Source organism: Tardiphaga sp. (assembly GCF_044340795.1).
GTDB lineage: Bacteria > Pseudomonadota > Alphaproteobacteria > Rhizobiales > Xanthobacteraceae > Tardiphaga.
Genome location: NZ_JBIISY010000031.1, coordinates 1 through 21,345 on the forward strand (window position 1 = coordinate 1; position 21,345 = coordinate 21,345).

At 58.4% G+C, this 21,345-nt stretch carries 26 protein-coding genes and 2 pseudogenes; 19 read left to right on the top strand and 9 right to left on the bottom strand.

Translation table 11 applies throughout. From position 1 onward, the window contains the following. Nucleotides 1–955 precede the first annotated feature (955 nt). Nucleotides 956–1,204, bottom strand: coding sequence for a DUF6894 family protein (locus tag ACIQ17_RS07495; protein ID WP_398467012.1), 249 nt, complete (start codon nt 1,202–1,204; stop codon nt 956–958). A 93-nt stretch (nt 1,205–1,297) separates the two neighbouring features. Next, a complete protein-coding gene (locus tag ACIQ17_RS07500) occupies nt 1,298–1,894 on the bottom strand; it encodes a Crp/Fnr family transcriptional regulator (RefSeq protein ID WP_398467014.1) in 597 nt (198 codons plus the stop codon). A gap of 244 nt (nt 1,895–2,138) precedes the next feature. Here ACIQ17_RS07500 and ACIQ17_RS07505 point away from each other — a divergent pair, with 244 nt between their 5' ends. Together ACIQ17_RS07505 and ACIQ17_RS07510 are read left to right on the top strand one after the other, a co-directional pair. Continuing rightward, on the top strand, nt 2,139–2,372 hold the full coding sequence (locus ACIQ17_RS07505) for a hypothetical protein (RefSeq protein WP_398467016.1): 234 nt from the start codon (nt 2,139–2,141) through the stop codon (nt 2,370–2,372). 457 nt (nt 2,373–2,829) lie between these two features. Beyond that, a complete protein-coding gene (locus ACIQ17_RS07510) occupies nt 2,830–3,087 on the top strand; it encodes a DUF3551 domain-containing protein (protein WP_398467094.1) in 258 nt (85 codons plus the stop codon). 63 nt (nt 3,088–3,150) lie between these two features. On the opposite strand, the gene ACIQ17_RS07515 is transcribed toward ACIQ17_RS07510, so the two are convergent. Together ACIQ17_RS07515 and ACIQ17_RS07520 are read right to left on the bottom strand one after the other, a co-directional pair. Next, nucleotides 3,151–3,315, bottom strand: coding sequence for a DUF2934 domain-containing protein (locus ACIQ17_RS07515; RefSeq protein WP_398467018.1), 165 nt, complete (start codon nt 3,313–3,315; stop codon nt 3,151–3,153). Nucleotides 3,316–3,343: 28 nt separating this feature from the next. Further along, nucleotides 3,344–3,658, bottom strand: coding sequence for a hypothetical protein (locus ACIQ17_RS07520; protein ID WP_398467020.1), 315 nt, complete (start codon nt 3,656–3,658; stop codon nt 3,344–3,346). 1,154 nt (nt 3,659–4,812) lie between these two features. Here ACIQ17_RS07520 and ACIQ17_RS07525 point away from each other — a divergent pair. Beyond that, nucleotides 4,813–5,001, top strand: coding sequence for a hypothetical protein (locus ACIQ17_RS07525; protein WP_398467022.1), 189 nt, complete (start codon nt 4,813–4,815; stop codon nt 4,999–5,001). Nucleotides 5,002–5,401: 400 nt separating this feature from the next. Here ACIQ17_RS07525 and ACIQ17_RS07530 read toward each other — a convergent pair whose 3' ends face one another. Then, complete coding sequence (locus ACIQ17_RS07530) at nt 5,402–5,575, bottom strand: DUF3606 domain-containing protein (protein ID WP_398467024.1); 174 nt, start codon at nt 5,573–5,575, stop codon at nt 5,402–5,404. Between the two features lie 127 nt (nt 5,576–5,702). Between ACIQ17_RS07530 and ACIQ17_RS07535 the strand changes: the two genes are divergently transcribed. The 4 genes from ACIQ17_RS07535 (at nt 5,703) to ACIQ17_RS07550 (ending at nt 8,453) form a co-directional block, all read left to right on the top strand. After that, a complete protein-coding gene (locus ACIQ17_RS07535; protein ID WP_398467026.1) occupies nt 5,703–6,137 on the top strand; it encodes a DUF6894 family protein in 435 nt (144 codons plus the stop codon). Between the two features lie 160 nt (nt 6,138–6,297). After that, nucleotides 6,298–6,588, top strand: coding sequence for a hypothetical protein (locus ACIQ17_RS07540; protein WP_398467028.1), 291 nt, complete (start codon nt 6,298–6,300; stop codon nt 6,586–6,588). Between the two features lie 790 nt (nt 6,589–7,378). Beyond that, nucleotides 7,379–7,834 carry an Hsp20 family protein gene (locus tag ACIQ17_RS07545; protein ID WP_398467030.1) on the top strand — a complete coding sequence of 152 codons (456 nt, stop codon included), beginning with the start codon at nt 7,379–7,381 and terminating at the stop codon, nt 7,832–7,834. Nucleotides 7,835–7,904: 70 nt separating this feature from the next. Further along, nucleotides 7,905–8,453 (top strand): hypothetical protein, encoded by a 549-nt coding sequence (locus ACIQ17_RS07550; RefSeq protein ID WP_398467096.1) that lies wholly within the window; start codon nt 7,905–7,907, stop codon nt 8,451–8,453. A gap of 113 nt (nt 8,454–8,566) precedes the next feature. Here ACIQ17_RS07550 and ACIQ17_RS07555 read toward each other — a convergent pair. The 3 genes and pseudogenes from ACIQ17_RS07555 to ACIQ17_RS07565 form a co-directional block, all read right to left on the bottom strand. After that, nucleotides 8,567–9,161 (bottom strand): annotated as a pseudogene (locus ACIQ17_RS07555) (exodeoxyribonuclease III); the annotation flags it as partial. Nucleotides 9,162–9,580: 419 nt separating this feature from the next. Continuing rightward, on the bottom strand, nt 9,581–10,081 hold the full coding sequence (locus tag ACIQ17_RS07560) for a metallophosphoesterase family protein (protein WP_398467032.1): 501 nt from the start codon (nt 10,079–10,081) through the stop codon (nt 9,581–9,583). Further along, a complete protein-coding gene (locus ACIQ17_RS07565) occupies nt 10,078–10,452 on the bottom strand; it encodes an NUDIX hydrolase (RefSeq protein WP_398467034.1) in 375 nt (124 codons plus the stop codon). The genes ACIQ17_RS07560 and ACIQ17_RS07565 overlap by 4 nt, the downstream gene beginning before the upstream one ends. 551 nt (nt 10,453–11,003) lie before the next feature. Between ACIQ17_RS07565 and ACIQ17_RS07570 the strand changes: the two genes are divergently transcribed. The 5 genes from ACIQ17_RS07570 (at nt 11,004) to ACIQ17_RS07590 (ending at nt 17,764) form a co-directional block, all read left to right on the top strand. Beyond that, nucleotides 11,004–11,999: a DUF808 domain-containing protein gene (locus ACIQ17_RS07570; protein ID WP_398467036.1), complete on the top strand. Its 996-nt coding sequence runs from the start codon at nt 11,004–11,006 to the stop codon at nt 11,997–11,999. A gap of 1,556 nt (nt 12,000–13,555) precedes the next feature. Beyond that, nucleotides 13,556–13,810 (top strand): ribbon-helix-helix domain-containing protein, encoded by a 255-nt coding sequence (locus ACIQ17_RS07575; protein WP_398467038.1) that lies wholly within the window; start codon nt 13,556–13,558, stop codon nt 13,808–13,810. A gap of 2,454 nt (nt 13,811–16,264) precedes the next feature. Continuing rightward, nucleotides 16,265–16,633: a hypothetical protein gene (locus ACIQ17_RS07580; RefSeq protein WP_398467040.1), complete on the top strand. Its 369-nt coding sequence runs from the start codon at nt 16,265–16,267 to the stop codon at nt 16,631–16,633. Between the two features lie 103 nt (nt 16,634–16,736). Beyond that, nucleotides 16,737–16,913 (top strand): hypothetical protein, encoded by a 177-nt coding sequence (locus tag ACIQ17_RS07585; protein ID WP_398467042.1) that lies wholly within the window; start codon nt 16,737–16,739, stop codon nt 16,911–16,913. 647 nt (nt 16,914–17,560) lie between these two features. Further along, nucleotides 17,561–17,764, top strand: coding sequence for a hypothetical protein (locus ACIQ17_RS07590; RefSeq protein ID WP_398467044.1), 204 nt, complete (start codon nt 17,561–17,563; stop codon nt 17,762–17,764). 87 nt (nt 17,765–17,851) lie between these two features. On the opposite strand, the gene ACIQ17_RS07595 is transcribed toward ACIQ17_RS07590, so the two are convergent. After that, nucleotides 17,852–18,142: a hypothetical protein gene (locus ACIQ17_RS07595; protein WP_398467098.1), complete on the bottom strand. Its 291-nt coding sequence runs from the start codon at nt 18,140–18,142 to the stop codon at nt 17,852–17,854. A 119-nt stretch (nt 18,143–18,261) separates the two neighbouring features. On the opposite strand from ACIQ17_RS07595, the gene ACIQ17_RS07600 reads away from it, so the two are divergent. The 7 genes and pseudogenes from ACIQ17_RS07600 (at nt 18,262) to ACIQ17_RS07630 (ending at nt 21,165) form a co-directional block, all read left to right on the top strand. Then, entirely contained in the window at nt 18,262–18,603 is a 342-nt protein-coding gene (locus tag ACIQ17_RS07600; RefSeq protein ID WP_398467046.1) for a hypothetical protein, read from the top strand. Next, nucleotides 18,600–18,890: a hypothetical protein gene (locus tag ACIQ17_RS07605; protein ID WP_398467048.1), complete on the top strand. Its 291-nt coding sequence runs from the start codon at nt 18,600–18,602 to the stop codon at nt 18,888–18,890. Before ACIQ17_RS07600 ends, ACIQ17_RS07605 begins: the two co-directional genes overlap by 4 nt. A 28-nt stretch (nt 18,891–18,918) precedes the next feature. Beyond that, the gene (locus tag ACIQ17_RS07610; protein WP_398467050.1) at nt 18,919–19,080 is read left to right on the top strand and encodes a hypothetical protein; all 162 of its coding nucleotides are present in this window, start codon (nt 18,919–18,921) and stop codon (nt 19,078–19,080) included. Further along, nucleotides 19,077–19,415 (top strand): hypothetical protein, encoded by a 339-nt coding sequence (locus tag ACIQ17_RS07615; protein ID WP_398467052.1) that lies wholly within the window; start codon nt 19,077–19,079, stop codon nt 19,413–19,415. The genes ACIQ17_RS07610 and ACIQ17_RS07615 overlap by 4 nt, the downstream gene beginning before the upstream one ends. Before the next feature lie 101 nt (nt 19,416–19,516). Next, entirely contained in the window at nt 19,517–19,954 is a 438-nt protein-coding gene (locus ACIQ17_RS07620; protein WP_398467054.1) for an ester cyclase, read from the top strand. A gap of 20 nt (nt 19,955–19,974) precedes the next feature. Continuing rightward, nucleotides 19,975–20,303: pseudogene (locus tag ACIQ17_RS07625) on the top strand (four-helix bundle copper-binding protein). 268 nt (nt 20,304–20,571) lie between these two features. After that, on the top strand, nt 20,572–21,165 hold the full coding sequence (locus tag ACIQ17_RS07630) for an alpha-ketoglutarate-dependent dioxygenase AlkB (protein WP_398467056.1): 594 nt from the start codon (nt 20,572–20,574) through the stop codon (nt 21,163–21,165). The last annotated feature ends 180 nt before the right edge of the window (nt 21,166–21,345 follow it).

The window sequence follows — 21,345 nt, forward strand, 5'->3', positions numbered from 1 at the left end:
CTGCTCCTGACCAACCGAAGAGGAATGGCAAGCACGCAAGCAGAAGCCCGACGAGATAATCGGCCGCACCGTGCAAGGCTGTGGGGATGAAGCGCATATTCTCTCTCGTCGAGTTTGACAAAGATCTCTGCGTGCCATGGAAGCAGGAGGATCAACACTCGGATCGCGTCGCTGATCGCGGCCACAACCGGTGGACCTGTACCTTGTTCCTGGCGATCCGGCTTTCTTTCGATCTGATCCTACGATGCTCCGATAGCCGACGATCGCTCCAAGCCTGCTAGGCAGAACCGGACGGAGAGGCATTCAACGGGAGGATGGGGTTCAGGTCCCGCCCGGAGGGCTGGGGGCTGATAAGGGCGGGACTGTCCCCATCACCTAGATTGATCCGGCGATGCCGAGTTAAACCGCCGTTCTTCGCTTTGTTCGATCCAAGATGAAATCGCAGTAAGACCAGAAGGCACACGCCGGTGCATCTGGTCGTAAGCGGATCGACACGCCTGTCCGCTTCGTGCTCGCCCGATCCTCCGTTACCCGAACAGGCCCATTAACCATCCGGCGACTGCCAGGAGCGGTACAAGCGCCACGGCGATCATAATGATCGGGGACGGCTCGTTACCCTCGTCATTCGGTTTTCGGAACTTCATCGTGGTCACTCCGTGGGTCGGCGACCGGTGCGGGAATTGAGCGGTGCCTGACGGTCACGCAACAAGCCTTCCGGAATGTCCACATGACCCTCTGCTTTCGGGTGCGCTGCGTGGTCCGCGGGTCTTTTCGTAACCGGAGTGACGGCGTCATACGCGCCGCTTCGGGTGTCGCGGCCATCGGTGTGCATATCGTTTGCCATTGAAGCTCCTTTTTTGCTCCAATGGCATATCAACAGCGTCGTTCCACTATCTGGTAAATACTTGTTGGCACTAAGACTGCGTCAAGACGCGCAAGTGTGCCGTCCGGCCGATCATCTCGACCATATTTTGGACGGGCCGACGTCCCGGCTGGAAATCGAGCCGACCACGTTCCCCGCGGCGTCTCTCACCAGAATCCGGCTCGGCGCGTCGCTTAAGCTCTGTTTGATGGCGTCGCCAAGCAAATCCCGTAGCCCCTTCTCGGCTTCCTGCAACGCAGCATCTGCATCGGCATAATCGCCGCCATCCACATCCCTGTGAAGTTCGTGATCGTACTCGATATCGAGAAAATATCGGGGCATCCTGTTCTCCGCCAGCCGAACGCCCCTGACGAGATACGCACCGAACACGAGCGGGTTTCCCGGATAATTTCGCAAGTTGGGCAAATCCCGAAATCAAGCGACTTCTTCGGCAAGCATGGCGTCACGGTATTGGTTGCGCAGGTCGTCTGCGCATTCGCATGCTTGGCTTTCCATCTTGGTTTTGTTGAGAACGCGAATAGTCCCTCGATGGTAGTCGATCAGGCCGTCTGCCTGCAGGGTTTTTGCAGCATCGGACACACTCGTCCTGCGTACGCCGATCATGTACGCAATGAATTCCTGAGTGAGAGGCAATACCGGCCCCGTCAAATCATGCATTCGAAGCAGCCATTTGCAGAGCTTCTGAGAAACCGTGTGATGCGCATTGCAGGCTCCGGTTTGTTGCGCCTGCGCAAATAGATATTGTTCGAACCGGATGACGCCTTTTCGCAGTTCCGAGATTTCCAACATTAGCGCTGCGAATTGAGCGAGAGAAATGCCAGACGCTTCCCCGCGGATTTGCACCGTGACACGGTTCATGGCCGAATGCGGGAAATACGCGTGAGGAATGCGTCGGAAGGGTTCGCCGAGGACCGCCCCACTTTCCAGCGGTACGACGTCTAGGTGCGGCTGCATCCGCGCGAGCACGTCGTTGGACATCAAAGCGAGTACGGCGTTTGGATGCTGTGACATCAGCTCCTCCTCGTTTCCGACAGGAGCAACCGAGCTCTCACACCAGTGAGACGGGGAATGGGCTGATGTTAAGGAGAGACCTCAGCCGTCGCCAAGATCTGCCGTCGGCATAAGATCGAACTTGCAGGCACCAGGCAATTGAAGTCCACACTCCGAGCATTAGACGGCGAAGCTGCTTTCCGCGTTCCCTGACATGACAGCGCGTTCGACTTGAGTGCTTTCCGACCTCGGCTTGGAGGTCCTCATGGACCAAGACGATCACCGCCGTCAGTTTGATGGCGCAGTGGACGACGCGCGGAACCGTATCATGGCGGTGCTCGGTGACATGTCCATCGACAGCGTCAAGGACCCGATGGTCATCCTTGAGACGAACTACAGCGAGGCATATCAAGGTCTGCACTTCGACGTGTTCAGATCGGGCAATTCGACGCGTTGGAATTGGGAGATAGGAGCCACCTGCCCCGTCGAAAACGCTTGAGGGCACGCCCCATCTCGATCCCTGCCCATAGCTCAAGCTCGGAAATGGATCGATCAATTCGCGCCCTGAAAAGGCGTCAACGACAATGGTCCATCATAGCGAAGTTCTCCATCCGGGAAAGGAAAAAGCATGTCGGAACAAGCATCGGACAACCTTCGCAAACATGCGGAAAGCGCGCTCTGCCGCGCCTGAGCCGCGCCGGTTGGATCGAGCGATCGGCGTGATCTTCGCCAGTTGGCAATCGGATTGGGATGGCTCGAACGCAAGGGATCGATCGAGGCGCGCGACAGGGCGGTCTCCCGGCTCCACGGCCACCAACAGCACGGCAACTGAGATTGCCCTATCGCAGGCCAATGTCGTCCGGTTTTAATGTTGCCGTTCAGTTTTCTTGGTGACACCAAATTAAGTCAGGAACAGGGATGCGGATTTCCTTGAATACATAATCATGGAGATCAAGATGTACCGAACTCTCATCACGTGCGTATTCGTCGGGACTGTAGGCATGGCAATCCCCGCTCACGCCGCCCGAGACTATCCGTTCTGCCAGCGTACTTCGTTCACGGGTGGCACTCCGCAGTGTTCCTTTACGTCTTATGCACAATGCCAGGCGTCGATCAGCGGCGTAGGCGGCGATTGCATTCGCAACCCTCGTCTTGCATACGGCAACACTTACGAAGAGCGCCGATCGCAACGACGTTGGAAGCGCGCATACTGAGACTCAAGCTCATTTCAGGAAACCTCTGGACGAGCGGTCGCTGACGACCGCTCGTTTCCTTCGTCAATTGTCTCCAGAATCCGTGTTGGGCTTGGCATCCTCGCGCATGATTTCGAGCTCCGCCCGCTCCCAATGCTTGTCTTCCTGGCCTTCGGTTTTGCCTTCGGACTCCCAGATCTGGTGTGCTCGCGCCTTGATCCGTTCGTTTTTATCTTCGCCTTCGTTCATCGGATTTTCCTCATTTCGAGCATGGACTTTAGCCGAGGCCCTTCCGCTTGGCGTCGCGATCTTCCGCTTCGTAAAGTTTCCGCGCAGCATCGTCGGTGGCTCGTGCCTGTCCGGGCGTCTTCCGTCGGTTGTTGAGGATGGCGTATATGATCGAGATCGCCAAAAGCAACGATCCAAGCCACCACAGCCCGACCGGTAGAGAAGCCATGCTTCCGGCACCGACCTTCGGCGCCGCGTCGTCGGCAACCTGCCAGGGCGGAAACATGTAGAAGACAAAGCCAAGTGCGACGATGAAAGAGCCTATGATCGCGGCCAATGTCGCGACGTTGGATTTATCGGTCATCTTTGTCACCGCCCGGCTGGGATTCCTCTTTCTTCGCATCGGCAGGTCGAGGCTCCTGCTTTCTTTCCAGTTCTTTCTCAACGACCTCCCGACCACCCTCTGCAGGCTGACGTGCAAAGCGTTCCCTTCTATCTGCCATCACCGTCTCCTCGTTTGAATTCACTCAGAAGCAGGATTTGATGAAAGTGTTCCATGCAAAGAATCGATCAGTCTTGGGCTTGCCGCAGATTGGCTAGGAACGGGACGCCAATCTTGCGTCCGCGATGGCCACTGACACAAGAGGACGACCAATGACTGAAACGGTTCGCGATACCTACATCACCGGTCTTCGCAACGCTCATGCGAGGGAAGTTCAGGGTGCGAGCTGATGGAGCGTCAATCCGAACGTCTCGATGACTATCCGGATGTAAAGGCTGCGATCACCGCACATCTCGCCGAGACGAGGAGCAGATTTCACGCTCGGAGCGCGAATTGACCGGTGTCGGCGACGAAAATTCGAGCTCGAAAGATGCGGCCCAGTCGCTCGTCGCCAATGTCACCGCCCTCTTCTACTCCGCCGCTTCGGACGAGATTTGAGAACACATTCGCCAACAACGCATTAGAGAATCTGAAATCGCGGCTCACAAATCTCTGATGAGCAGAAGCTTACGCGGGTTCAGCGCTGAAAGGCCGCGCACGGCAGCAAGCGGCCTCACAGGGACTCAAACAGGAACCGTATGCTCGCCGTAGCGACCGCTGCCAAGACGACGGCCAGCGCCAGAGCGAATTCCGCCTCTAGCCTTCGGTCTTGGTTGTCTGTCCACCATTGAGAGATTCTGCGCCGCATTTTCTCTCCTGACAATAAGACTGCCACTTATCGGAAAGCCGCGACAGCGCGGTCTGACGGCGCATCTTTGGCTGCTTGCTGCCCATGACCATCGACATCAGATGGCCAGCTTACACCCTGCTGCACACCTCAGCGTCCTCGATCTCGTCGGTAAGCTCCAAATAATCCCACGCGATCTGGATGGCCTCTTCCATGAGGACCGCCATGTCTGATTGCGAGATATATGTGTAATGCATGCAGGAGAAAGGCGGATTGTCGCGCTTCGTTCCCGATAGGAACAGAGCAAGCGATACCTGGTTCAAGCGAGGAAAAGCTCAAAGGAGGTCGCATGAAGTACGTCGAGAAAAACGACCCGCGCGAGACGCCGAAGGACGACCCCCGGACAACGCAGGATTGGGGGTCGACGTCGCAGAGCGGCAAGCCGTGGGAGAAGAATGCTCAGAACACCACTGATCCCAGCTTGCCGGATACTCCGAAGCCCGATCTGGAAAAGTGGCAGAAGAGCAAAACGCACTGAGGCACGATGGGCAAAGTAGTCCTAATTGGCCTGACGATCACGCTGGCGCTTCTACTTGCCTCCGTGGTCGTCATCATTCAACTCTAGAAAAAGCCCGCCGTGAATTGCGCGGTGGGCTAAGTTTAGAATGGAAGTGTGCGGCGCAATAACTAAGCGTACGTCCCATCGTTCCGCCGCTGGCCGGGACGGAGAGCTTTCTCTGCGTTAGCCAATCTTTTGCGGTGCCCGGCTTTGAGGTCTCGCACGCTGACGAGTTCGCCGCCGAGTTGCCGGGCCATCTTCTTGACCGAAGATTGGGACCGATTAAGCGCCGCACTCACTCGGATCACAGACGCTCCTTTATCCGTCAGCTCTTTAAGCTTTTGGACATCGCTTTCGGTCCACTGACGGACCAGGTCCCTCATGCTGCAAGCTGCTTGCGAACAGCGGCGGCAGAGTTGCCAACCTTGTTCACTGCGTACTGCAGCTCCTCCTTGGTCACGTTGAGGTGCTTCGTCCAGTAACGGACTTCGTGCTCTTCATGCATGTTGATCTTGCTGCGGTCTTGCTGACCTTTTTTGCTCAAATCGTCCATGACGTGCTCCAGTAGTGAGTGACGCTGGAACGTCAAAAAATCTGCCAAGTTCCCGCGTATAGGCGAGTAGCGCGTTGTTTCGGAACGCTTTTAACTCCTCTGCTTTTCATCGCGGCGCGGAGGACAAATGCCCAGGTTTTACTTTTCCATTATTGACGGCACGCGGCTAGACAACCCGGCCGGAATTGAATTTCCCGATGTCGATGCTGCCAAACAGCACGCTCATCGCATTGCTCAACAAATGCCGACAAAAACAAACGGCACGTCTCAGTGGAAGATAAAGACGGCATCGAGCTGCACAAGGAGAGGCTTGGGCCAACAGTGGGAGCTACGCGGCCCACCTGACGTTTCGGCATCTCAACTCTATGCAGTTTTTGAAGACGCCTATCCACAATCGCGCATTGTCGGTCCTGCGAGTCGCCTGCAAATTACGAACAGCGCAGTTATGCTTAGGCGGTTTTTGTCGTCCGCCTGGTTCAAGAAAGCAGGCTCCCGATATGCCGCACATTGCCCGGCCCGTCTGTCCGCATTGTTCACAACCGATGGGTCTCAAGCGCCTTAGACCCCGCAACGCAGACTGCGAGCTTCAAGTCTTTGAGTGCCTGGATTGCTTCCACGTCACCGAGGAACTGGTTTCGTCGCTCGCCTTCCAATCAGCAAGGTTCAGGCCTTCCCCCGGAACAGAGCAGCAATAGCTGTCTTGGTTTCGGGAGGAGGACGCCATGCCGAACATCACTCGAAATATGTCTCTTGGTCAGGCCCTGCTCGTAGCGATCCTATTCACAATGCTGGTCTTCGCGGTGGTCTGGGCGACAGTGGCGTGGACGTCTGAACACGTAGAGATGTCGGTCCACGGCTGGATCGCACTGGCACTCGGTACGATCTTCTCGCTGCTGATTGGCTGTGGCCTGATGGCCCTCATGTTCTACAGCAACCGAACTGGCTACGATGAGGTCGCCACCCCCGATGTCTACGACCGGCAGCGCGAGGATCAGGAATCGAACCGCATGTGAGCGAGCGGCGGGTCAACCGGTTTCGGCTTCTGATACGGCGCGAATGGCAGCGGGCAACAGGGCGCTACGGCGGCAAGTGCCGTGTTTGCATTGTTATGAGCTCAGCGAATACCAAACGCCGGAAGCGTCGCTTGCTTCCGGTTTTCTGCTTTGGCCCATGACGCCCTCTGCGTGAAGCAGAATATCAAAGGCAAGGTCGCTGCCGACGCCTCTCACCCTTGAGCGTCAATGCCACAGCGGCACGCCGTCAGGCGCATCGTCGGTTGCTGGCTTAGGTCTCTCAGCGGACCCTTGCCTCTTTCGCTGATTCTTGCGTTGTCATCCCGCGAGTTGCTGCTGTCTCCCTTCCGCGTAGGAAGAGTGAACGACCCCGCTGCTCCAGTTATTGGAAGCTCGACCGCCCGCGGCAAACCTGGTCTTGATTCAGTCTGGAGACTCGGCCTGAGCTGGGATAGCTTTTGCCACGTCACCAACCCGCCTCGGCGGGGCTTTCGCCGTAGGAGGCCGCGAGGATCTGCAGCGGACATCCGTTGGCCTGTTGGAAGATGGGCTGCTGCTTCCGCAGGTCGTGTGGCTGTGTGTGTCCTTGAGCCTAGCTGCGGACGACGCTCCTCTCAAGCGAGTCGTAATTTTTTTTGCCAGCTCTTGAAACTTTTTTGGAGGTTTGTATTTTTTTTGGCGTCGCCATGATGATGGCGATCGGGACGCCGTCAGGGTCCCGCCACTTAATACGGGCACCGGTTGTGTCCGGTGCTGTTCGTAACCATTTTGCTCCCAGGAGGATCTGGCTATGCGCACTGTTGATTTTACGCCCCTCTTCCGGTCAGCCATCGGCTTCGACCGTCTTTTGAACCTCGCAGAAAACGCGCAGCGTGTGGGCGAGGACACTTATCCCCCCTACAATATCGAACGGTTCGACGAGAACAACTTCCAGATTGCGGTCGCGTTGGCTGGCTTCCGGCCGGACGAGGTCGAGCTCATGGTGGAGCAGAACGTGCTGACGCTCGAGGGCCGCCAGGGCGACAAGGAAGAGCGCACGTTCCTGCATCGGGGCATTTCAGCCCGCAATTTCAAGCGTCAGTTCACGCTGGCCGACCATGTCGAGGTCAAGGGCGCTCGTTTCGAAAACGGCCTTCTCGTCATCGATCTGCAGCGAGAAATTCCCGAGGCGAAGAAGCCGCGCCGCATCGCGATCGACGGCAGCGCACCCAGCAATGTGACGCAGATTGAGTCCAAGGCGGCGTAAACCGGCCTGCTCCCTTGGCCGCGCGGGTTACCGCGCGGCTGACTTCTGATCGTCATTGATGGAGGCAGACATGCGGCCGACGACCGCGCATATCGACGCAGAGTTCCAAAGCTTTCTTCATCCAGGCACACAATACGATCATCCCCGCGATGTCGTGAGCGACCAACGCCTAAGCCTCGAGGAAAAGCGAGCTCTGCTCTCGTCCTGGGCGTCTGACGCTTCTGCTATCGGCTCATGTCCATCCGTGCGCGTTCCGGCAGGCCTGAGATCACCCGTGTCGATCGATGAGATCTTGGAAACCCTTTGCGCGCTCGATCGCGACGACGCAACCTCGCGTCGTCAATCGGTCATATCTAATGATCGCAGATCAAAACCGGGACAGGCGCTAGGATCGGCGAAAGTCGACATCGACAGCGCGCGCATTGCAGCTCACCGCAACAACATCGCACGTTACCGAAGACTTCTGCGCACTCATCTGACCCCGCTCGAACGCGACTTCATCGAGCGGCGCGTCAGCGAAGAGCAACGGTCCCTCGCCGCACTCATCGCACGGTCCCCGGCCACATCGACGCCGCCACGGCGCGCCGCGCGAACCTCCGAGCTTGGACATCGGCAATAATGCACGTTCGAGATTTCGTCGTTCGCAGGAGCGAGAAGGTTATCGGACACTATCGGCTTTTGCTCGCAACCGCCCGCGCGACGACGAGAGCAACTACTTTCATCGTCGGATCGATAGGGCGCCTTCTCCGAATGTGTTTCCCGCAATGCATCCGTCCACCCCTTCGCCAGAAGGTCCGCGAACAGTTTGCGGCCTTCAGGTTGAACCAGGGCGTCCTTGTCCCAGGATTTTGTCGTGTAGATATCGGACGGTGTCGGCACGACATTGAAGTCGCCAGCGAGGACAATCGGTGCGCGGTCTTGCGGAGCTTGGCCGCGTGGCGACTCAGGCGCTTCAGCCAGGCGAGTTTGTTGTCGAATTTCGGACCCGGGCACGGATTCCGTTCGGCGCATACAGACAGGCGACCACGATTCCGTCGACCACGACCTCGATGTAATGGCTGTGCTTATCCTTGGGATCGCCGGGCAATCTTCGTCGCGTGACGAGGATCTCGGGGCCGCGCGACAAGATGGCCACGCCGTTCTACCTACGCTGCCCGACCCAGGCGTCCGAATACCGGGCCTTGCGCAAGGCGGCTTCGGGAAAGTCTGCCTGATCGGCTTTGAGTTCCTGCAGACATACGATGTCCGGCTTCGACGATTTCAACCAAGCGAGCAGGCTTGGGAGACGCTTGTTGACGTTATTGATGTTGAACGTCGCGACCTTCATGCGAGACGTCTCCGGCCTTGTCTGATATCCGCAAACCAGTCCGCGTATGGAGTATTCTTGATCATATGGCGGTTAAGGTCGGGGGCGCCGTCATGCCACCACACGGGCCCTCGCTCTCCCAACGCTCGCTTGGCCTTATCAATCGCGGCATGTGCCCCGCTTTCCCCAGCAGCATCGCCTTGCGCTCGCGCGGCTTTGACGGCCCGACGCGCAGACATGAGATCGGACACAAGTTCGACTTTTCGTGCTTCAGACAGCTTCGGGTCAGCGAGCCGCCAAAGTCGCCCGCGAACGACGAAATATCGTCCGTCCGGCGTGACAGGATGCTGTAGCGCCATGTTCTCCTTTGCTCGCCCGTTGCCATGAGGCAGCCGGCGCCGAAAACGCTGACCGGGAAGCGATGTTCCCGAACTGCCCAGTCACCTTGCCAAATCGATGAGCCTAGGACGGAAGCCGTCTTCGTCAAATTCGAGAAGAGCGAGAGTAATCGGCAGCTTGAAGCGACGGCGACCCGCGCTTCCGGGATTTAGATAAAGGACGCCATTCACGATCTCGACCTTGGGTACATGTGAATGGCCGAATATCACGATGTCACATCCCTCGGGGAGCGAAGCCATCGCGTTGAGATCGTGCAGCACGAAAATGGAGCGTCCTGCAAAGCTCGTGCTTTGCGTCTCGGGATAGGCTTGAGCCCATGCTGCCTTGTCGACGTTTCCCCGGATGGCGGTCACGGGCGCGATCCGCGCGAGCGCCGAGACGATGTCCTGATGACCGATGTCCCCGGCATGGATGATGTGATCCACCCCGGCCAGGCTACGCTCTGCTTCCGGTCTCAGCAGGCCGTGGGTGTCAGAGATGACCCCAAGGCGGCTTATCGTCGACCGTTTCCGAAGTTTGACCGACCGAGGCGACCGCATCATGTGAACAGCTTGTCGCGAATGTAGCGCGACGTGGGCGTCAGCCGGACGCGACGAGGCTTGCGCCAGACCGCCTTGTCTAGCTCCTTCTTGTCACCGATCTCCAGGCGTCCGGACGTCTTTTTGGCGATGAACAGGGCATCGCTCATTCTGCGGCCGGAATACTTGTTCTTCTTTGTCGCTTCCCGCCAAAGAACGAGACGACCGAGTTTAAGCTTGGGCAGCTCTTCAGCGATCTCACGCCGAAGACATTCCTGGTCGTCTTCGCCCGGTCGCCTGCGCCCCCCGGGAAACATCCACAGTCCGTCCACCCGACGCCGAACCAGCAAGACCTTTCCGCGCTTCATCGCGATCAGTTTTGCGGCCTTTGCCATGCCATCCTCGCTGCCTATTCTGGTGGCGAGATATCGGACTTGTTGAAGATGGGCAACGGCAAGACGCAGCTACACGACGCATAAATCGACTTTTGCGTCGAAATCTGAACATTGACTATCGTGCAGATGGCTGCGCATGGCCGACCCAGAATGATGCAAAAGTGATGAACCGTGTTGGGAAGGGCGTGGCGGCGGGGAGCTGTCAGGCGGAGGCACTCCGCGCGGCACCGGTCATTCATCGAAGTCGCAGCAGACCACTGTTTCTGCATTTGCTGGCCAGGTGGAACGGGTGCTGCTTCGGTCGCTCACTCTGTGGGAACGACCGGAGGACAGCTTGCATTCAAGGAGCGATCTGGCTGTAGAAGACACCGTCAGGTACGCATGTCGCAGGACATGCGACATATTAGCGATGCCGCCCTAAGGTTTGAACCATTCACGCATCGGCGCGTCTTCAGTCATGAGCAGCCCCAAGCGCTCATTCCTCCCACAGGAAGCCCCGTTCCCCACGGGGCTTTCGTCGTTATGCCAAGACATAGCAGCCAGAGATCTTCATGAGCGTTGGACTGATCGCGTTACTGGATGATATCGCCGGGATCGCGAAAATCGCCGCAGCGTCTGTTGATGACATCGCCGGACAGGCCGCGCGTGCTGGCGCAAAGGCTGCGGGTGTTGTGATCGACGACGCTGCCGTGACCCCGCGCTACGTCGTCGGCTTCGACGCTTCGCGTGAATTGCCGATCGTTCGGAAAATCGCCGTCGGATCGCTTCGGAACAAGCTCCTGTTCCTCCTGCCTGCGGCGCTGATGCTGAGCATTCTGGCACCGTGGGCTATAACGCCGTTGCTGATGATGGGCGGCGCATATCTCTGCTTCGAAGGTGCGGAAAAGGTCGCCGAAGCAGTCTTGCTGCGGCATCCCCCCGAATCCAGGCGGATTCGCACGTTGGCTGTCGATCCGAGGACGATGGAAGACGACAAGGTCTCCGGTGCCATAAAGACCGACTTCATCCTGTCCGCAGAGATCATGGCGATCACGCTGGCGGCCGTGCCTCCCGGCCCCGTCTACGTTCAGGCGCTCGTTCTCGCCATCGTCGCAACAGGCATCACGATCTTGGTCTATGGCGGCGTGGCACTCATCGTGAAGGCCGACGATGTCGGCCTGGCGATGGCGAGGAGCGATCGGACATCGTGGTTTGGGCGAACGAGTGCTATTGTTGGCCGCGCTCTGGTGCTGGGCATGCCGCACTTCCTGAAGGTGCTTGGCGTCGTCGGTACGGCCGCCATGATCTGGGTCGGCGGTGGCATCATCGTCCACGCGATGGCAGGCTATGGTCTGACGGGAATAGAGCACCTGATTGCCTCGGTCGCGGCCCCTGCCGCCCAGACCGTCCCAGCGCTCGCGGAGATGGTCTCCTGGATCGTGACGGCAACGGGATCGGGCATTTTCGGACTGCTGCTCGGCGCATGCCTTATCCCACTGGCCAAGTATATCGTGACGCCACTGTGGAAGACGTTGCGCAATCGGCACGATCGTTCGATAGGAGCATAACGCTGTAAGGGCGATATCGAGTGGAGTGCCGCCCCAACGAGCGGGGACACTCGGCGGAACGCCGGTATATCAGGACGGCCCGACGGCCTCACGAATCGACTACCTACTCTTTTGCATTCAACCGCGGATGAAACCATCAGCCCGTACAATTGCAGGTCGATGGCGCGTGGTTTCTCGAAGCGAATGTGCAAATTTCGCCCCGCCGATGACGGGCTCAACGCTCTTGGAGTGAGATTGAAGGCGAGCGCAAATTGTGGTTGGACACTCCGGCAAGCATTTTTAGATGGCTTATAAAGATCAGGTGCCGCCCCCGCCCTACTAATGAATACGGCCGCCCACTGAGGCGGCCCTTCCTATCCTGCTGATTTAGATTTAACTTTTTGGGTATGCCCACAATGATCGAAGGGTTGCGTCCGTGTCTCTAAAAGTTCAACAAATCAGAGTGCGATGGGCCGAAATCGACGCGCAAGGTGTCGTCTTCAACCCGAACTATTTCATGTATGCCGATTCGCCGTCACGGAGTACATGCGAGCCGAAGGTGTGATGGAAGGTGGCATAATCGCGTCGCGATCATTATCGCACTCGAACTCAATTGGCTGCATCACACCTCCAGCAGCCGCGTAAAATTTAAGCGGCTCCCGGTTCAATCTAAGTTGCAAAACTTTGGGGCAGGCATTCAGAAAGTATTTCCGAGACCCGCGCGCTGCATTCGCGCCCCCGAATGACATTGCCAGCGGGAGGGACTGCTTGGGTCACGGGACGCTTCGCCCCTTCATCCACAATCTTTGCAGCGACCCCTGCAACGCCGAGCATCATTACAATTGCCAGCGGCCGTGACTTCCGGGCGCCCGGGCGTACGCCACCAAAAAAATCCCGGTGTCACACGGGAAGACACCGGGGCAGTTATCCCTGGATGACCAAGGCAGAGGAAACCTTCCCATGAAGGTGACTGAGAGACGCGACAACTTGTTCTCCGTTCCATTTGATAGTCGGATTGTAGTTCGGAACGTGTCATTGAGACCCGGATTGAAGCTTCGTTAGCAACCCAGACGACGAGGAAATTCATATGAAGAAGCTCTTAATCGCAGGAACCGCTCTCGCTATGCTGACGGGAACCGCAATGGCTCAGACCACCACAACGTCCCCCGCTCCCACATCGGCGGACCGCACAGTGGGCTCAGTTGGTTCCGAGCGCGGCAACAACGCCAGCTCGCTGAACGGCTCCAACGCAGCCTCCGGAACTTACAGCGGAGCCAATGCACCGAGTAACACTGACGCCGGTCGCACGTCGGGCGGCAGTGGTGGTGGTGCCGGTGGCGGCTCAGGCGGCGGCGCTGGTGGCGCAGGCGGCGGAAACTAATGAGACAGATAGAGCCCTCGACGGGGCTCTATCTTTTTCTGTGTCGGGCACCGGGCAGACGCGCCGATGCGATTATGCAGGATGTTGCTCGCAATGCCGGGCCGACACAGCATTTCCCCCGCCATGTCGCGATATCTTTCAGCCTTTTCATTGCCGGTCCTTAGTCGCTTGAGAGCCGATTTTTCTTGAAGAGATCATGAGCGCAGTTCGAAAAAGGTCGGTCACGCTCGGAGCCACGAAGACCAGCATCAGTCTGGAGGACGAGTTCTGGGACGCATTCAAGTCGATCGCTCGAGTGCGCGGCTTGACCACGTCCCAACTCGTCGAGTCGATCGCAGCTGACAAGCAGACCAGCAACCTCTCTTCCGTGGTTCGTATCTTTATCTTGAAGTGCGCCCTATCGAGCGAGATCTTGTCACGACCAAGTTCGGAAGACTCGCAGTGGCTCTAGTAGAGTGGCTGACCGTCTTAAGTTTGCGGGCATGCAGCTCAGACACCCGTACTACCGCCAGTGCACCATTCTTTTTCACGGCACGAACGTACTTCGCATCGGCGACAGCGGGCACGTTAGATCGAACGTGAACGATAACTGATACTGGCTATAGAGTGAACAGCGTCTAACTGGCGAGAAGGAGCGCCACAAAGGCTGCCACGGGCAATACACCACCGCAAAGGATAATGAACGCGTAGTACAGCCATTCCCGCCACACAGCCGCATGATGCCATGGCGAAGTTTCGAAGCAATGCAGAGCTCTGGACTCTTACTCGCTTTTTCCGAACAGCGGTGGAGATCAGTAGAGCCGATCTACTGGGGAATGCGATTTTTACACGAGAGGCACTGATGGCTGGCGGGGTCGCCTGCATCTGAGCTTCACGTTTGGTTATCCATGACCTCGCCTGAGGCCGAATGACGCGGAACGAAATACCGGCCCTTCATTTAGAGGAGCTTGGTAGGGTCAAAGAATGTTTTTACATCAGGTATTTAGCGTTTGCGGCTCTCATATTGCTTGTCGCCGACCAGTTCCCCCTGAGTACAGTCGGGAAGATGCTTTGGCATACGCTGAGAACTAGCGACAGACTGCGTAGTCGAGTTGTGGATGGGTGATGCTTTGCTCGCCTCTTACGGTCCGGAGCTGTCTATCGTGGATGACAACTGACATCCACGCACCTGACCAATGAGTGCGGGCCCAAATCAGATAGACATAGCGGTAAGTTGCCTTTGCTCATGGCCCTGTCACTCGGCACCCCTGTGGGAAGGGAGAATATGGATTTCCGGGAAAGACAAGTGTGCGCCGACAGCTTGCCCCGAACCGTTCGCACGGAAGTGCCGCGACCGACAAATTCAACGAAATTCGGGCGTTCGTGCAGTTCTGCACAGCGCCATCGCAGGTGCTCGCTCGGCAAAATGGAAGGTCGCTACCCCGCGTTTGCGCCGATACTTGAGTGATAAGTAGCGCGATGCAGAAAGCCGAACAAGCGGCCAGGACGACGGGTCGGGGCAGTCTCATCGAGCGTAACTCCAGTCTAAGCAAGCACCGAGCATTTCAGATCAACGCTCAACCAGTCGCTAGCCTCAGCAACCCGGTCAGCCCCGCAGCCGTAAAAATCTAAGTCGGTTGAATCTGGACAGAGGTCAGTTGCGTTTCAAATTGTTGATGATGACCACACCTCTCCACGTTCCTGTTTTGAGGCAGTTTGCCTTGGCTCCCCCGCACATCTTCGAGCAGTATTCGGGGGCCGAGTTGAAGGTGTTTCTGCCATTGGTACAGTTTCCCTGGCAGTCCAAGGCGATATTGGAACATGACCGACCGTTTCCTTCATACTGAGGGCAAGAAGGACCAGGCTGACAAGCGAAATCAGTCTGTGCGAATGCTGGGGTGAACGCTAAGGACAGGATGAAAACGATTACAGCACGCACAATTATCTCCATCTATAAAATCTGAAATTGCTGATCAAAGGGCTACGCCCCTCATCTGACGATGAGGGCTCGCTATTGGAAAAATTCACTCGGCCTTGCGCGAAGAAGCGTGAAGCTTCATCGACGCGTCGACAGCAACCGGCGGGCACTGCGCCGGCGGGTCGTCCTCTAAAAATACGCTTTCAAGCAATTCTCCCACGCATTGCGTTTTGCGTAAAATGCACGCTGGGGTCAAATAGACTTGAGGATTGTGGTTATGAGCAGCTGCGGATTTCAAAGAACCAAAGGCCGCAGGACCGGGCTCAGCCTTCTTGCGCAATGGGCGCCGGCCCGTCTACCGCGGTCCCCGGAACGTATCCTCAATCGCCGCCTTGTCGGCATTGAAGGAGACCCCATGCGGACCAAGATCACAGCAGTAATTGTCGCAGCAGTTGTCACGGCATCATGCCCGGCCTGGGCCCAGGGCGGAGGTGGTGGAGGCGGCGGCGGGGGCAGCGGAGGCGGCGGTGCCGCAGGAGCGGGAGGCGCGAGCGGAGGAGCCGGAAGCAACACCTCAACCGGCGGCTCGGCGCCGACTGGCAACGCTGAAACGCCTGGCGCAGGGACTGCAAACCCCACCGCGCGCGAGAATGGCCCGAACGAACGGAAGGCCGTTCCCTCGCCTTCAACTACAAACAGCTCCTCGAGCTCGCCATCATATGGGCAGTCGCCAGCCGGCGCGGCGGCGACCAAGTCTATGAGCAGCACCAACACCGGTGTGATGGCAAATCCAAACGCCTCGCCGCCTTCGTCCGACAATGGGAACGCAAGCGTCGCTCCCGCCGGCCGGATCGGAGACAGGACGCCCACTCGAGATGCACGCTAACAAGAGCATGGATCTATGTGCAGACGAAGCGTCGAAAAAATTTTGACGCCCCTTCTTGACGGTGGGGCGCTCCGCTTTAAATTCGTTTCTGCCTTTAAACGGAAGGAGTTAGGAGGCCCAACATGACAAATTCTGCCATGTCGATGGATCAAATCCATGCAAATTCTCTTCTCGCCAGCACGTTCAGTCACCCCAAGGAAGTGCTAGCCAGCCCCTTCTTGGACACGGTTCAAAAACGGTGCGTTTTGGCCACCTGGGCATCTGACGCATTCGCCGTCGAGGGCAAGCCTTGGCTGCGACAGATCCCCGGCTGCACTTCCCAAATAAGAATCGGCGACATCCTGTCAGCGCTCCGGACACTCGACGGTGATGACGGACCGCCGGCGAACGCGGCGCGGATGGCGTTCCCTGCCCCTTCCAGGCGAACTCGGGCAATTGGACAAACTGCCTTTGAACTGAAGCGTCTGCGGCGCAGTGATATCCACTTGTAAGCGTTGACGCATGGTGGAGCCTAAGTAAGGGGCTCTTCCTCGATGACTCAACTCGGCGGAAGGGCCTGGTGCATTCGGCCCTGCCGCCGTCAAAACGATCGAAATGACGAAACCGACAGCTGCCGCATGGGCCGAACAGGCCGCCGAACTCAGGAGACGCGCCGACAACCTGCCGGCCGGCGAGGATCGTGAGCGCTTATTAAACCAGGCCGATCAGTTGGACGCAGCCGTCGACATGACAAAGATTCTCTCGGTTCAGCGGCCATCGCGAGGCCGGTAACAAGCTGGCCCCTAAGCCCGGACGCGCTTCGAACGGGGACACCGTGCCAGCAAACGCAATGTCGTATAACGGACCGATCGAAGCTCCCTGTTCCGCTAATGGGAAATGGCCTGCACTGTTTGATGCCACTCTGACATGCCTAGAAATTGCTCACTCGCCGATGGACCGACGAAGACTCATTGAAGCTGGTGAAACTGCTGGAGGATGGAGCGACACTCTCTCGTGCCGCTGCTGCGCTCGATAGGCACACCAGCTCGGTTCAAAAGAAAGCTCGCGCGCTTGGCCTAAAGTTTCCAGGATACGTGACGTCCGAGCCAGTCTGCGCGAGGCTTGCGCAGTCGAACCGGGACGCGCACCGAAACGCTCATAAGCGATCCGCGCGGGATCCGGGGAACCGTATGGGAACGTCCATCCACTCCTTGGCTTACCCTCGAATGACTAGCACCGATGCCATGATTTACGGATTTGGGGTTACAGCTGCGCTTCCCGCTGCGGCGGCATTATGGGTCGGCCGTTAGGGTGATTGCGGCCCTATCGCGGGCGTGCAATGAAAGTGACGGTCTGTTCAGGTTGACCTTCCATCCCTGCTGGCCAAGCCCGGCGGGTGCTTACGAAACGCGGCCGGGCCGTTTGGTATGGTGCTGGCGATGTCCGAATTTGTCGAAATCTATACGAATGGCGGCGTGCTAGGGCTAGGGGCCGGACCGGTTTCAGCCAAACGTCCGTCGGGGACGGAGTCCTTTGGCACGCTGCTGCAGGCAATCGAAGCTCTGCAGGCCGCACATCCCGACCGGCAACGGATTCAGTTAGCCATCATCGACGGTTCACTGGCAGCAAAAAGCCCGGCCTGACGGACCGGGCAGTCTGGGGTATCCGAACGGGTCGTTCGGTTATGCGCGCTATAACGGCTACCCTTCGGCCGCACAAGATAGGGGCATTCAGGCAGTGTGTCCCGGATCGTTGCTCCGCGGCGCTTTCTTATCTCGCTGTGGCGTCATCTTTGCCGGATCCGCTTTGCCCGGCACGCCCCGCGGGCCCAATTCCTGACGCTGCAAGTCTTCTTCGCTAAGCCGAGAATCCGCGTCGGAAATCTGACCATCGCTTTCGCCCGCTGAGTAAGCCTCGGGCGAACCGAGTGCGGTGTAGTCATGGTCGCTCTTTAGATCCTCACCGTGAGCGCCGGGGTCCGTTCCCACGATCGTCGTGCCGTCTTTATTGATTAAAGCCATACGAGATACCTCCGACGGATCAACGACATCCGACCTGTCGCGTTCCGTCGCCGACGGCGCGAGCAGGAACGAATCAACTGCGATCGGCTTGGGTCCGCCGTTCAGTTGCGGAGTTGCGTATGAGTTGGTCCCCTTCCCTTGTGCCGGGCGGCGTCCATGACACCGTATATCTGGTGGTCGATTGTTTTGGCGATCGCTGCGTCTGGCGCGAAGCCGACATTTACGGCACCGATCTCGAAACCGTGATCTCGGACCTGATGTCCGGCCAGTATGGCGATCCCCCTTGTTTAGTCGCGTTCAATGCCACTGAACATTGGTCGCATGACGTCACGGCCGGGATCGCCGCCGAGATCAAGTACCGTTGCGACCGATCGGACGATGACGTCCCGGCTTGGCTTGAAGACTTCATGCACCGGCACGTTAGCCCGGAGAAACAGCTGGCGTTGAGGCTTGGGCAATGAGCTGGGCGGCGGCTTTTCCCGAGCCTATCCCTCTCCCCGACGGAGAACAGATCCGAACGCTAAAAGACGCGGGGCGATTTATCGAGAAGCTGCCGGAGGCCGAGGTCGCCAAGCCGGCCTGGCAGACGGCGCTCCATGTCGTCCTGCAGGCAGCAGACCATGGCGGTCCGATCGACTTCGCCAGGCTGGGCGCCATGCGCGCACTCTATCCCGTCGCGCCGGTCTACGACCCGAAGCGCAAAGACCCGCCATGGCGCAACTCCCGTAAGCTCGCGAGGGACCGGTGATGCGAGACATCATATCGTCAACAAAGCCATGGAAGACGCCCAGGCGGTGCTGCACACCTACGTAGAGTCAGGCCCGCGCGATCCAGAGGTGGTGCTGCAGCGGATGCTGGAGATCCTCGATCGGGAGGACGTGGTCGCCCCTCAGCAAAGATTGAGCCGAGGCTACGGGCGGCTTACCGTCGTGAAATGACGGACGAGCAGCTCGGGCTCCGCAAGATGACCTTCGAAGGCATAGCGTACGATGACGACTGGCTGGTGATCTGGCGCGGCCTGGCCGTCGGCCGGATATTGAAGCAGTCCGGCATCGCCTACGGGAAGCCGAGCTGGTTCTGGACTATCACGTACAGCGGCACCGTGAAGCCCGCTCGCGGCAGTGGCGTCGCGACCGACCTAGAGGATGGCAAGGCCAGCTTCAAAGCGGCCTGGGCCGAGCTGCGCTCGAGACTTACGGACGATGAGATCGAGCGCTTCCGTCGGCAAGAGGAAGCCACGGAACACCGTGGACAATGGCCGAAACGAAGCTGACAGAAGTCCCGGCTTCATCGACTCGGAGCCCTTGAGCGATCTCGATCAGCTTTGCAGCGGCGGCTTTGGGTTTGGCGTAGGGGCGGGGCTCAACATACTTCATGGCCGGCACATGGCGCGATTCCGGCGATCACACGCTTCCGCCGGGGCGCGAACAGGGTCCAGAAGGCCCCGCCGCCGCCTCCAAGACGTTCCTCGCCGCGGTGCCGGATGTCAAGGCGACGGTGCGCCAGCGGATCGTGGCGTCCGACCGCGTCGTTTCCCACATCTGGTTCACGGACATTTCACGGGAGTTTTCCGCAACGTCGCCGGCAAGGGCCAACCCATCAACTTTATCGCGACCGATATCCTGCGCGTCAGGGACGGCAAGATCACCGACAATGGCACCTCGAAGACAATCTGACGTTCCTCACACAGATCGGCGCGATCCGGAAATAGCGGCCACGCCAACAAGACCGAGTTTAGTCGTTCATAGGCGCGACCAAATCGCTCCGCCCTCAATGTCGCGCAGAAGCGCAACGGTTCAAGATTTCTCATGATCGATCGAAAAGGAGAGACCATGGCGATGACCGACGATATGAAGCGCTGCATCGAAGATTGCCTCAGGTGCTACGGCGTTTGCACGAACATGGCGATGAACCATTGCCTCGAACTCGGCGGCGAGCATGTGGAACCTAAGCATTTCCGATTATGGTCGCGTGTGCGGAGATGTGCCGGACCTCGGCCCATTTCATGCTGATTGGGACGCCCCACCACAAGCATACCTGCCGGGAGTGCGCGGAGATCTGCGCTGAATGCGCCAAAGACTGCGAGAGGATCGGAGACATGCAGGACTGCGTGGAAGCATGCCTGGCTTGCGCCGCTTCGTGCCGATTGATGGCTGCATGATTGAATGTTTTCGGGCATCTTCGGACGGCCTGACATTCTGAGAAGGACTGCCGGGATGCTGGATCGGTGGCGTCCGCGGCGCGCCGAGAGTAACGCACCCCACAACGCGATCAGGGACGATCTGCCCTTTTCGCCACGAACTGTCCGATCTCATCCGGCGCGGACGTCGGGACGACTTTTGCAGATTGACCGCAGGTTTGAGCAACCGCATCTAGCAAAGCGGGTGTAGCGGCGTTTCACGCCGGCGACCTAGAGTCCAGGATTTGCGATGGAGCAACTCGATATTTTTGGCGGCGAGGCGGATGGCCCCGCAGGGTTCCGTTACGCGCGAGAGTTCGTTTCCGAACGCGAGGAACGGGATCTCGTTCACGAGATCGCACGCCTGCCGCTTGAGCCGTTCCAGTTCGGCGCCTTCGAAGGCAAGCGTCAGGTCGCGTCGTTCGGCTTCAGCTACGACTACACACTCCGTCGCCTAAAAAGCGCAGCGCCGATCCCGCACTGGCTAGACGGGATCATCGACCGCGTCGAACGCTTCGGCGGTACCGGCACGCAAATCTCCCAAGCGCTTTGCACCGAATACGACGTCGGCGCCGGCATCGGCTGGCACCGTGACAAACCGCATTTCAATCTCGTGTTCGGACTTTCTCTCGGCGCTCCCTGCAAGCTGCGGTTCCGGCGACGGCTGGGATCGGGATGGCAGAGATTCACCGTCGACGCCGAGCCTCGATCACTTTACCTGATGTCGGGGCCGTCAAGGGACATCTGGGAACACAGCATCGCTGCGGTAGGTGATGTCCGTTACTCCGTCACGTTCCGAACGATGCAGAACACCAGCCCACCAATACATCGCGCCGCACCGTGAACGGGTAAATTCCGGTCTCTCTGCACTTCGTCATTTACGACCTCCCAATGGCTGTGCAAATCCTGCATGCGGACATACCGCTAACCTTGCGAACGCGTTCGCGACAGACAAAGAAGTCGCCGATGCGCACTTTCCGGCGAAAGTCTGGGTTACGAGAGGCTCAATCGCGCATAGCCATCA